Raw genomic sequence first — 11,684 nt, 5'->3', positions numbered from 1 at the left:
GTTGCGTGCGCTTCGGCCAGGAAGTGGCCGGCGTGATGGAACTGGGCATGCAGCACCGCGGCGAGCACTCCGAGATCGCGACCTTTGTCGGCCGCTCGATCGATTCGGAACTGTCGGGCAACATGATTGACATCTGCCCCGTGGGCGCGATCACCAGCAAGCCCTTCCGCTACAGCGCCCGCACGTGGGAACTGTCGCGCCGCAAGAGCGTGTCGCCCCATGATTCCACCGGTGCCAACCTGATCGTTCAGGTCAAGAACGGCAAGGTGATGCGCGTCGTGCCGCTCGAGAACGAAGACGTCAACGAGTGCTGGATCGCTGACCGCGATCGCTTCAGCTACGAAGCGCTGAACACCGACGCCCGCCTGGTCAACCCGATGATCAAGCAGGGCGGTCAGTGGCGCGAGGTGGACTGGACCACGGCGCTGGAGTACGTCGCCAATGGCCTCAAGGGCATCAAGGCCGAGCACGGCGCAGCCGCCATCGGCGCGCTGGCGACCGAGCACAGCACGGTCGAAGAGCTGTTCCTGCTGGGCCAGCTGGTGCGTGGGCTGGGCAGCGACAACATCGACACCCGTCTGCGTCACGCCGACTTCACCGCGGGTGCCGGCGTGCGCTGGCTGGGCCTGCCGATCGCCGAATTGGACAAGCTGGACCGCGCGCTCGTGGTCGGCTCCTTCCTGCGCAAGGATCATCCGCTGTTTGCCTCGCGTCTGCGCCAGGCTGCCCGTCGTGGCGCCCAGGTCTCGGCCATCGGGGGTGCCCAGGATGACTGGGCCATCTCGCTGGCCCAGCGCGTGACCGTCGCGCCCAGCGCCTGGGTTCAGGCCCTGGCCGATGTCGCCGCGGCGATCGCCGCACAGAACGGAGTCGCCGCACCGTGCAACGGTACGGCCACCGAGGCAGCCAAGGCCATCGCCGCATCGCTGCTGTCGGGTCAGAACAAGGCCGTGTTGCTGGGCAACGCCGCTGCGCAGCACCCGCAGGCTTCTTCGCTGCAGGCCCTGGCCCAGTGGATTGCCGAGCAAACCGGCGCGAAGTTCGGCTTCCTGGGCGAGTCGGCCAACACGGTCGGCGCCCAACTGGTGGGCGCTCAGCCGCAGCAAGGCGGCCTGAACGCCGGCCAGATGCTGGCCGGCCCGGGCCTGAAGGCCTTCGTGCTGCTGGGTGTCGAGCCCGAGTTCGATTCGGCCAACCCGACCGCCGCGGCCTCCGCCATCCTGGGCGCCGAGATGGTCGTGGCCATGTCGCCGTTCAAGACGGCCGCCACCGAGTACGCCGACGTGATCCTGCCGATCTCGCCGTTCTCCGAGACGTCGGGTACCTTCGTGAACGCCGAAGGCCGCGTGCAGAGCTTCCACGGCGTGGTCAAGCCGCTGGGCGAAACCCGTCCGGCCTGGAAGGTCCTGCGCGTGCTCGGCACGATGCTGGGGCTGGAAGGTTTCGGCTTCGAGACCTCGGAAGAGGTCAAGGCCCGTGCCCTGGGCGATCTGGCTTCGGTGCCTGCCAAGCTGAACAACGCCACCTCGGCCCAAATCGTGCTCGCTGGCGGCACCGGCGCGCTCGAGCGCCTGGCCGACCTGCCGATCTACAGCGCCGATGCGCTGGTGCGCCGCGCACCGTCGCTGCAGGCCACGGCCGATGCCGCGGCGCCGGTGGCGAGCCTGCCGCAGGCCCTGTGGGCCGAACTGGGTCTGGCCGACGGTGCTCAGGTCAAGGTGTCGCAAGAGGGCGGTGCTGCCGTGCTGCCCGCGGTGCTGGATGCGAGCCTGCCGGCGAACGTCGTGCGCGTGCCCGCCGGGACGCAAGCCACGTCGACCCTCGGGGCCTCGTTCGGCGCCATCCGCGTCGAGAAAGCCTGAAGGGTAGGGGAGACACTCAATGATTGACACCCTGTACAACGCTGGCGCGGCCAGCCTGGGCGGCGCCTGGCCTGTGGTCTGGTCGCTGATCAAGATCGTCGCTCTGCTGCTGCCGCTGCTGGGCTGCGTGGCCTACCTCACGCTGTGGGAACGCAAGGCCATCGGTTGGTCGCAGATCCGTCCCGGTCCGAACCGCACGGGTCCTGGTGGCCTGCTGCAGCCCATTGCCGACGCGGTCAAGCTGATCTTCAAGGAGATCATCCTGCCTTCGGCGGCCAACAAGAGCCTGTTCCTGCTGGGCCCCATCATGACCATCATGCCTGCGCTGGCAGCATGGGCGGTCGTGCCGTTCGGTCCGGAAGTGGCATTGGCCAACGTCAATGCCGGTCTGCTGTTCCTGATGGCGATCACCTCGCTCGAAGTCTACGGCGTCATCATCGCTGGCTGGGCATCGAACTCGAAGTACGCCTTCCTCGGTGCGATCCGCGCATCGGCCCAGATGGTTTCGTACGAAATCGCGATGGGCTTCTGTCTGGTGATCGTGCTGATGACCGCCGGTTCGCTCAACATGACGGACATCGTGCTGAGCCAAGGCAAGGGCCAGTTCGCCGACATGGGCGTGAGCTTCCTGTCCTGGAACTGGCTGCCGCTGCTGCCCATCACCGTCATCTACTTCATCTCGGGTCTGGCTGAAACCAACCGTCACCCGTTCGACGTCGTGGAAGGTGAGTCGGAGATCGTGGCCGGCCACATGATCGAGTACTCGGGCATGGCGTTCGCGATGTTCTTCCTGGCCGAGTACGCCAACATGATCCTGGTGTCCACCCTGGCCGCGATCATGTTCTTCGGCGGCTGGCTGCCCCCGATCGACGCCCTGAGCTTCATTCCGGGCTGGATCTGGCTGGGTCTCAAGGCCTTCATCATCGTCACCCTGTTCCTGTGGGTGCGCGCATCGTTCCCCCGCTTCCGTTACGACCAGATCATGCGTCTGGGCTGGAAGATCTTCATCCCGCTGACCCTGGTCTGGCTGGTGGTGGTCGGGGTCTGGATGATGTCGCCGTGGAACATCTGGAAATAAGGAAGGCCCATCATGTCGACCTCCTTCAAGGAATTCGTCTCCAGCTTCTTCCTCATTGAACTGTTCAAGGGGATGGCCCTCACCGGCCGTCACTTCCTGAAGCCGTCGATCACGGTGCAGTTCCCTGAAGAGAAGACCCCGCTGTCCCCCCGTTTCCGTGGCCTGCACGCACTGCGCCGCTATGAGAACGGCGAAGAGCGCTGCATTGCCTGCAAGCTGTGCGAGGCCGTCTGCCCCGCCATGGCCATCACGATCGAGTCGGACGTGCGCGACGACGGCACCCGCCGTACCACGCGCTACGACATCGACCTGACCAAGTGCATCTTCTGCGGCTTCTGCGAAGAAAGCTGCCCGGTGGATTCGATCGTGGAGACCCACATCCTCGAGTACCACGGCGAGAAGCGCGGTGACCTCTACTTCACCAAGGACATGCTCCTGGCGGTGGGTGATCGCTACGAAAAGGACATTGCAGCCAACAAGGAGGCGGACGCGAAATACCGCTGACCCACCATGGACACCTTCAGCCTACTTTTCTATCTGTTCGCCCTGGTGCTGGTGTACGCGGGCTTCCGCGTGATCACCGCGCGCAGCCCCGTCACGGCCGCGCTGCACCTGGTTCTGGCCTTCTTCAGCGCTTCCTGCGTGTGGATGCTGCTGCAGGCCGAATTCCTCTCCATTGCGCTCGTGCTCGTGTACGTCGGTGCGGTGATGGTTCTGTTCCTGTTCGTGGTGATGATGCTCGACATCAACATCGACGCGCTGCGGCAGGGTTTCTGGAAGCACTTCCCGGCAGCCGGCGTCATCGGTGCGCTGATCGCCGTGGAAATGGCCTTCGTGCTGACCCGTGGCTTCGATCTGCCGCAGGCCCGTCCGTTCCCGGCCGAGGTCGCGCAGGTGCCGAACACCAAGGCACTGGGCATCGAGCTCTACACCAATTACCTGTTCCCGGTGCAGATCGCCGCAGTGATCCTGCTGGTGGCCATTGTGGCGGCCATCGCGCTGACCCTGCGTCGTCGCAAGGATTCCCGCTATCAGAACCCGTCCGAGCAGGTGCGTGTCAAGAAGGCCGACCGTCTGAGCATCGTGAAGGTGGCTCCGCACGTCGAAGTGCCTGCAGCTGACGCGGCCAAGGACAACGGAGGCCAGGCATGACCACGTCCATCACCCTCGGGCACTTCCTGTCGCTCGGCGCCATCCTGTTCGCCATGTCGGTGATCGGGATCTTCCTGAACCGCAAGAACCTGATCGTGCTGCTGATGGCCATCGAGCTGATGCTCCTGGCAGTCAACATGAACTTCGTCGCGTTCTCCCATTACCTGGGGAACATGGACGGCCAGGTCTTCGTCTTCTTCATCCTGACCGTGGCGGCTGCTGAATCGGCCATCGGTCTGGCCATTCTGGTGGTGCTGTTCCGCAACCGTCAGTCGATCAATGTCGACGAGCTCGACACGCTCAAGGGCTGATCGGGAGAGACACAACAATGACAACAGAACTTTCTCTCAACTCGCTGCTGGCGGTGCCCCTGGCGCCGCTGGTCGGCTCGATCGCTGCCGGCCTGTTCGGCAAGGCGATCGGGCGGCGCGGCGCCCACCTGCTGACCATCCTCGGGGTGCTGATTGCGTTCATCATCTCGGCGATGACGTTGAAGGCCGTGGCCGTGGATGGCGCCACCTTCAACCAGACCGTCTATGAATGGATGACGCTGGGCTCGCTGAAGATGGAAGTCGGCTTCATGGTCGACGGCCTCACGGCGATGATGATGTGTGTCGTGACCTTCGTGTCGCTGATGGTGCACATCTACACCATCGGCTACATGGAAGAAGATCCGGGCTACCAGCGCTTCTTCTCGTACATCTCGCTGTTCACCTTCTCGATGTTGATGCTCGTCATGAGCAACAACCTGCTGCAGCTGTTCTTCGGCTGGGAAGCGGTGGGCCTGGTGTCGTATCTGCTGATCGGCTTCTGGTTCAAGAAGCCCACGGCCATTTTTGCCAACATGAAAGCCTTCCTGGTCAACCGTGTGGGCGACTTCGGCTTCATCCTCGGCATCGGCCTGCTGCTGGCCTACACAGGCACGCTGAACTACACCGAGCTGTTCGCCAAGGCGGGTGACCTGACCACGCTGACGCTGCCCAAGACCGATTGGGCGCTGATCACCGTGATCTGCGTGTGCCTGTTCATCGGCGCCATGGGTAAGTCCGCGCAGTTCCCGCTGCACGTGTGGCTGCCTGACTCGATGGAAGGCCCGACCCCGATCTCGGCCCTGATCCACGCGGCCACCATGGTGACCGCCGGCATCTTCATGGTGTCGCGCATGTCGCCGTTGTTCGAGCTGTCGGACGCGGCCCTGAACTTCATTCTGGTGATCGGCTCGATCACGGCGCTGTTCATGGGCTTCCTGGGCATCATCCAGAACGACATCAAGCGTGTGGTGGCGTACTCCACGCTGTCGCAGCTGGGTTACATGACGGTGGCCTTGGGTGTGTCGGCCTACAACGTGGCCGTCTTCCACCTGATGACGCACGCCTTCTTCAAGGCGCTGCTGTTCCTCGGCGCGGGCTCGGTCATCATCGGCATGCACCACGACCAGGACATCCGCAACATGGGCGGCCTGTGGAAGCGCATGCCCATCACCTGGATCACATCGCTGCTGGGCAACCTGGCCCTGATCGGCACCCCGTTCTTTGCCGGTTTCTACTCGAAGGACTCGATCATCGAGGCCGTGCACGCCAGCCACCTGCCGGCCGCCGGTTTCGCAACCTTCGCCGTGACGGCGGGTGTGTTCATCACCGCGTTCTACAGTTTCCGGATGTACTTCCTGGTCTTCCACGGCAAGGAAAACTTCCACCACAAGCCGTTCCCGGGTGAGCACGACCACCACGACGACGACCACGGCCACGCCCATGAGCCGCACGAGTCGCCGTGGGTGGTGACGGCGCCGCTGCTGCTGCTGGCCATTCCGTCGGTGGTGATCGGCTTCCTGTGCATCGAGCCCATGCTGTTCGGCGACTTCTTCAAGGGCGCCATCTTCGTGAACCACGAGGTTCACCACGCGATGAGCGAGTTGAAGGAGGAGTTCCACGGTGCCACTGCCATGGCGTTGCATGGCTTCACCACGCTGCCGTTCTTCCTGGCGCTGGGTGGTGTCGTCACGGCCTTCGTGTTCTACCTTGTGGCCCCGCAGATCCCGGCCATGTTCGCCAAGGTGCTGCGTCCGCTGATCGTGATTGGCGAGAACAAGTACTACATGGACTGGATCAACGAGAACGTCTTCGCAGCGGGCGCACGCCTCATCGGTCGTGTCTTCTGGAAGGTGGGGGATGTGGCGCTGATCGACGGCCTGGCCGTCAACGGTTCGGCCAAGCTGGTCGGGCTGATCGGTTCGCTGGTCCGCCTGTTCCAGACCGGTTACCTCTATCACTACGCGCTGGTCATGATCCTCGGGGTGTTCGCCCTGATGACCTGGTTCGTGTTCATGCAGCCCTGAGCGCGAGGACCAGCCCATGCAAACAATGTCCAACATCCTTTCTCTGGCCATCTGGGTTCCGGTGGTCTTCGGGATCCTGCTGCTGGCCATCGGCCGCCAGGAGAACGCTGGTGTCACCCGGTGGGTGGCCCTGATCGGCGCACTGGCCGGCTTCCTGGTCACGATCCCGTTGATGACCGGGTTCGACAACTCGACCGCTGCAATGCAGTTCGTCGAGAAGGCTGCCTGGATTGAGCGCTTCAATGTGCTCTATCACCTGGGCGTCGATGGCATCTCGATGTGGTTCGTGCCCCTGACCGCCTTCATCACGATCATCGTGGTGTTGGCAGGGTGGGAGGTCATCGAAGACCGCCCGCACCAGTACTACGGTGCCTTCCTGATCCTGTCAGGTCTGATGGTCGGCGTGTTCTCCGCGCTCGACGGCATGCTGTTCTACGTGTTCTTCGAAGCCACCCTGATCCCGATGTACATCATCATCGGCGTGTGGGGCGGTCCGCGTCGCGTGTATGCAGCCTTCAAGTTCTTTCTGTACACGCTGGCTGGCTCGCTGCTGATGCTGATTGCGCTGGTCTTCCTGTACTACAAGTCCGGTGGCTCGTTCAGCATCCTCGACTGGCACAAGCTGCCGCTGGGCGCCACGCCGCAGACGCTGCTGTTCGTGGCCTTCTTCGCGGCGTTCGCCGTGAAAGTGCCGATGTTCCCGGTCCACACCTGGCTGCCCGACGTGCACGTCGAGGCACCCACCGGGGGGTCGGCCGTGCTGGCCGCGATCATGCTGAAGCTGGGGTGCTACGGTTTCCTGCGCTTCATGCTGCCCATCGTCCCGGATGCCTCGCACGAGTACGCGCCGGTCGTGATCACCCTGTCGTTGATCGGCGTGATCTACATCGGTCTGGTGGCCATGGTCCAGCAGGACATGAAGAAGCTGGTGGCGTATTCGTCCATCGCCCACATGGGTTTCGTGACCCTGGGTTTCTTCATCTTCAATGAACTGGGTATCTCCGGCGGTCTGGTGCAGATGATCTCGCACGGTTTCGTGTCGGGCGCGATGTTCCTGTGCATCGGCGTGCTGTACGACCGCGTGCATTCGCGTGAGATCTCGTCCTATGGCGGCGTGGTCAACACGATGCCGAAGTTCGCGGCCTTCGCGCTGCTGTTCTCGATGGCCAACTGCGGCCTGCCGGGAACCGCCGGTTTCGTCGGCGAGTGGATGGTGATCCTGGGCGCCGTGCAATACGACTTCCTGATCGGTCTGCTGGCCGCCACCGCGCTGATCTTCGGTGCTGCCTACACGCTGTGGATGTACAAGCGCGTCTACTTCGGTGACGTGACCAACGACCACGTGCGTGAACTGACCGACATCAATGCCCGTGAATTCCTGATCCTGGCCGTCCTGGCCGCCGCCGTGCTGTGGATGGGCATTCAGCCCAAGCCCTTCACCGACGTGATGCACGTGTCCGTGACGGAGCTGCTCAAGCACGTGGCTCAAAGCAAGCTGAACTGAGGCCCGAACCAACATGACTGACCTCAACTGGATCGCGGTGACCCCCGAGATCGTCCTGCTGGCCATGGCCTGCCTGGTCGCGCTCGTGGACCTGTTCGTCACCTGCCCCCAACGCAAGCCGACCTACTACCTGACGATGCTGTCGCTGGCCGGCGTGGCCGGCCTGCACCTGCAGGCGCTGGACTCGGGTGCCTCCGTCTATGCCATGCAGCAGATGGTGGTGACCGATGCCATGGGTCACCTGTTGTCGCTGTGTGCCACGCTGGCCGTGATGGGCTCGCTGGTTTACGCGCAGACGTATGCGGCCTCCCGCGAGATGCTGAAGGGTGAACTGTTCTCGCTGAGCATGTTCGCGCTGCTGGGCATCTCGATCATGATCATCGGCAACAACTTCCTGGCCATCTACCTGGGCCTGGAGCTGATGTCGCTGTCGCTGTATGCGCTTGTGGCCCTGCGCCGCGACCACGCCCAGTCGACCGAAGCCGCCATGAAGTACTTCGTGCTGGGTGCGCTGGCCTCGGGCTTCCTGCTCTATGGCCTGTCGATGATGTACGGCGCCACCGGCTCGCTGGACATCGGCGAGGTCTACAAGGCCACGCTGGCCGGGACGGCCAACAAGCAGGTGCTGGTGTTCGGTGTGGTGTTCATCGTCGCCGGCCTGGCTTTCAAGCTGGGTGTGGTGCCCTTCCACATGTGGGTGCCTGACGTGTACCAGGGTGCCCCGACGGCCATCACGCTGATGGTGGCCGGCGCGCCGAAGTTGGCGGCGTTCGCCATCACCATCCGCCTGCTGGTGGAAGGCCTGATCAACCTGGCGACCGACTGGCAACAGATGCTGCTGATCCTGGCTGTGGCTTCGATGACCATCGGCAACCTGGCTGCGATTGCACAGACCAACCTGAAGCGGATGCTGGCCTATTCCGGTATCGCACAGTTGGGTTTCATGCTGCTGGGCTTCGTGCCCACGGTGGTGGCCGGCAACACGGTGTCGGCCGGCAACGGCTATGGCTCGTCGCTGTTCTACGTGCTGACCTACGTGCTGACCACGCTGGGGACTTTCGGGCTGATCATGATCCTTTCGCGTCCGGGCTTCGAGTCGGAGCAGGTGTCGGATCTGGCCGGGCTGAACAAGCGAAGCCCGGTGCTGGCCGGTGCCATGGCGGTGTTCATGTTCTCGCTGGCCGGCATTCCGCCGACGGTGGGCTTCTACGCCAAGCTGGCCGTGCTGCAGGCGCTCGTCACCACCAATTCGCCGCTGCTGCTGCAGATTTCGATCGTGGCCGTGCTGCTGTCGCTGATCGGCGCCTTCTACTACCTGCGTGTCGTGAAGGTGATGTACTTCGATGAGCCGACCGACGCCACGCCGGTGGCCGAGGGTGGTGCCGCCCGTGCGCTGCTGTCGGTGAACGCGCTGGCCGTGCTGGTGCTCGGCATCCTGCCGGGCGGCCTGATGGCCCTGTGCGCCCGCGCCATCACCCAGTCTCTGGCAGGTTGATGCACATTCATGAAGTGCACTGACAAGGAGCGTGCCGCATGACGGGCCTGGTGCCCGTCTGGGCGGTGACCGTGGTGCTGTTGGCCGCCCTTGTGGCGGCCAATTTGCCTTTCGTGAACGAGCGGCTGTTTCTGGTCGGGCCTCGGCGCCCGGTCAAGGCCGTGGCGTGGCGTTTGCTTGAGCTGCTGGTTTACGCGCTGCTGGTGGCCTTGCTGGGCCGGGCGATCGAGTCGCACCTGGGGCAACCCAGTCCGATCCGGTGGGAGTTTGTCGCCGTGTGGCTGTGCGTGTTCCTGACGCTGGCCTTTCCCGGCTTCGTCTGGCGCTACCTCCGGCGCCACTGACCTGCCTGGTCGTGGAGCCTGATGGGGGCCAGCGGCTTTCCAATGGATCTCGACATGACGACACATTCCGCCCCTGCCGACGCCCTGGTTGACGCCGATGACCGCCATCTCCGGGAGGAGCGCATCGCGTCCGACGAGGTCTACAAGGGCCACTTCCTGTCGATGCGACGCGACCGGGTCCGCTTGCCGGATGGTCGTGAGGCGGCTCGCGAGTATGTGGTCCATCCCGGTGCGGTGATGATCGTGCCCATCCTGCCGGACGGCCGTCTGGTGGTGGAGCGACAGTATCGCTACCCGGTGTCCCGCACGATGATCGAGTTTCCGGCTGGCAAGCTGGATCCAGGTGAGGGCGGTCTGGTGTGCGCGCAGCGCGAGCTGTTCGAAGAGACCGGCTACCGCGCCACCCGCTGGGCCAAGGCCGGGGTGATGCATCCCGTGATCGGCTACGCCAACGAGTTCATCGAGGTGTGGTTTGCCGACGGACTGGTGGCCGGCGAGCGTCAGCTCGATGAGGGCGAGTTCCTGGATGTGTTCGAGGCGACCCAGGCTCAGCTGGAAGGCTGGATGCGGGATGGCCGGCTCACAGACGCCAAGACCATCGTGGGCATGATGTGGCTGGCGCAGTGGCGATCGGGGGCGTGTACCCTGACTTGGACCGAAGTGCCGGCCAGCCCGGTCTGACGCGGCTGGGGGCGTTTCGAGGAGCAGTTCGATGCTGGTGGTGGATCTGTGCTGCACGCAGGGGCATGTGTTCGAGGGCTGGTTCGGCTCGGCCGATGACCTCGCTCGTCAGCAAGCCGAACGTCTGGTGCAGTGCCCTGTGTGCGGCGATGCCGAGGTGCGGCGTCTGCCTTCTGCATCCCATATCCAGACCCGTTCGGCCGCACCCGCGGCGGAGACCCCGGGGACGGCATCTCGGGGCGGCATGACCGATGGCCCGAGCGAGGCCGATCGGGCGTCAGGCAGCGGCGAGGGCGATGCGGCCCGCGCCCAGGCCTTGCTGGCCCACGTGCAGCGGGTCTGGATGGAGGCGGCGCGCCACATCGTCGCCAACACCGAAGATGTCGGCGAGCGGTTTGCCGACGAGGCCCGCGCCATCCACCACGGTGACGCGCCAGAGCGCGGCATCCGGGGACAGGCGACGCCCGAACAGCGCGCCGAATTGCGGGAAGAGGGCATCGAGGTGATGTCGATGCCCTTGCCCGACGCGGTGAAGAAGCCGGTGCACTGACACCGGCTGTCACATCACAGTGCGCCGTTGTCCCACGGGCCGGTGATGGCGAAGGTCACGCCGGGCGAGCCATAGGCATTGGCGAACAGCCATTCGTTGTGGAAGGTGGCGCCAGCCCATTCGTTGCCGCGGGCGTCGTTGCTGAACGTGCGGCCGGAAGGACGCGTGACCGGGCCCACGGCACCACCGGCGCGGAAGTCCATGTTGGTGGCGCAGAACGGGAAGATCGTGCCGTCCAGCGTGAGACCGCGCAGTTGCTGCGGGCTGGCATTGCCGTCTTCGCACAGGATGAGGCTGCCGCGCGGGCTCCAGGCGATGTTGTCGGGGCTGTCGACACCGTCGATGCCGTCGCTCAGCGACACGAACAGCAGCGTGAAGGTTTCCTTGCGCGGGTCATACGCGAAGATCTGGCCGTTGCCAGCCGAGCCACCGCTGGTCGAGCACACGTAGATGACGCCGTTGCCGTACCAGATGCCTTCGCCCCGAGCGATGCTCGACGCACCCTGCATCAGGCCCTGCGCGCGGACGCCGCCGTAGGTGGTGCCGGTGACAAAGGGCTTGTCCGGGTTCTCGATGTCGACCCACTCGACGTCCCAGGTGGTGCCAAGCGTGTTGACCAGCGCGGTGTTGAAGTAGTTGTAGGACGTGCCGCTGAGCGTGATGCTGGCGTTGGTGGCCGTCTT

Annotated in this window: 12 protein-coding genes; 11 read left to right on the top strand and 1 reads right to left on the bottom strand. The window is 64.3% G+C overall.

Going from position 1 to position 11,684, the window contains the following annotated elements:
- The 11 genes from QZ709_RS08090 to QZ709_RS08040 form a co-directional block, all read left to right on the top strand.
- Positions 1-1,862 (top strand): molybdopterin-dependent oxidoreductase (locus tag QZ709_RS08090; RefSeq protein ID WP_294636754.1); only part of this gene is annotated, 1,862 nt, incomplete at its 5' end.
- Positions 1,863-1,881: 19 nt separating this feature from the next.
- Complete coding sequence (gene nuoH / locus QZ709_RS08085) at positions 1,882-2,940, top strand: NADH-quinone oxidoreductase subunit NuoH (protein ID WP_294636753.1); 1,059 nt, start codon at positions 1,882-1,884, stop codon at positions 2,938-2,940.
- Between the two features lie 12 nt (positions 2,941-2,952).
- A complete protein-coding gene (gene nuoI / locus QZ709_RS08080; protein ID WP_294636752.1) occupies positions 2,953-3,444 on the top strand; it encodes an NADH-quinone oxidoreductase subunit NuoI in 492 nt (163 codons plus the stop codon).
- Between the two features lie 6 nt (positions 3,445-3,450).
- The gene (locus QZ709_RS08075) at positions 3,451-4,092 is read left to right on the top strand and encodes an NADH-quinone oxidoreductase subunit J (RefSeq protein WP_294636751.1); all 642 of its coding nucleotides are present in this window, start codon (positions 3,451-3,453) and stop codon (positions 4,090-4,092) included.
- Complete coding sequence (gene nuoK / locus QZ709_RS08070) at positions 4,089-4,403, top strand: NADH-quinone oxidoreductase subunit NuoK (RefSeq protein WP_109036923.1); 315 nt, start codon at positions 4,089-4,091, stop codon at positions 4,401-4,403. The genes QZ709_RS08075 and nuoK overlap by 4 nt, the downstream gene beginning before the upstream one ends.
- Positions 4,404-4,420: 17 nt before the next feature.
- Positions 4,421-6,427, top strand: coding sequence for an NADH-quinone oxidoreductase subunit L (gene nuoL / locus QZ709_RS08065; RefSeq protein ID WP_294636750.1), 2,007 nt, complete (start codon positions 4,421-4,423; stop codon positions 6,425-6,427).
- Positions 6,428-6,452: 25 nt separating this feature from the next.
- The gene (locus QZ709_RS08060; protein ID WP_294636755.1) at positions 6,453-7,931 is read left to right on the top strand and encodes an NADH-quinone oxidoreductase subunit M; all 1,479 of its coding nucleotides are present in this window, start codon (positions 6,453-6,455) and stop codon (positions 7,929-7,931) included.
- 13 nt (positions 7,932-7,944) lie between these two features.
- A complete protein-coding gene (nuoN, locus tag QZ709_RS08055) occupies positions 7,945-9,426 on the top strand; it encodes an NADH-quinone oxidoreductase subunit NuoN (protein WP_294636749.1) in 1,482 nt (493 codons plus the stop codon).
- A gap of 38 nt (positions 9,427-9,464) precedes the next feature.
- The gene (locus QZ709_RS08050; protein ID WP_294636748.1) at positions 9,465-9,770 is read left to right on the top strand and encodes a DUF2818 family protein; all 306 of its coding nucleotides are present in this window, start codon (positions 9,465-9,467) and stop codon (positions 9,768-9,770) included.
- Between the two features lie 54 nt (positions 9,771-9,824).
- Positions 9,825-10,451 carry an NUDIX hydrolase gene (locus QZ709_RS08045; RefSeq protein WP_294636747.1) on the top strand — a complete coding sequence of 209 codons (627 nt, stop codon included), beginning with the start codon at positions 9,825-9,827 and terminating at the stop codon, positions 10,449-10,451.
- Between the two features lie 31 nt (positions 10,452-10,482).
- Positions 10,483-11,001 (top strand): DUF1178 family protein, encoded by a 519-nt coding sequence (locus tag QZ709_RS08040; RefSeq protein ID WP_294636746.1) that lies wholly within the window; start codon positions 10,483-10,485, stop codon positions 10,999-11,001.
- Between the two features lie 14 nt (positions 11,002-11,015).
- Here QZ709_RS08040 and QZ709_RS08035 read toward each other — a convergent pair.
- Positions 11,016-11,684 (bottom strand): alkaline phosphatase PhoX (locus tag QZ709_RS08035; RefSeq protein WP_294636745.1); only part of this gene is annotated, 669 nt, incomplete at its 5' end.

This window comes from uncultured Aquabacterium sp. (assembly GCF_913773725.1).
Taxonomy (GTDB): domain Bacteria; phylum Pseudomonadota; class Gammaproteobacteria; order Burkholderiales; family Burkholderiaceae_C; genus Aquabacterium.
The sequence above is the reverse complement of the archived record's forward strand: the minus strand, read 5'-3'. Positions and strand labels throughout refer to the sequence as shown.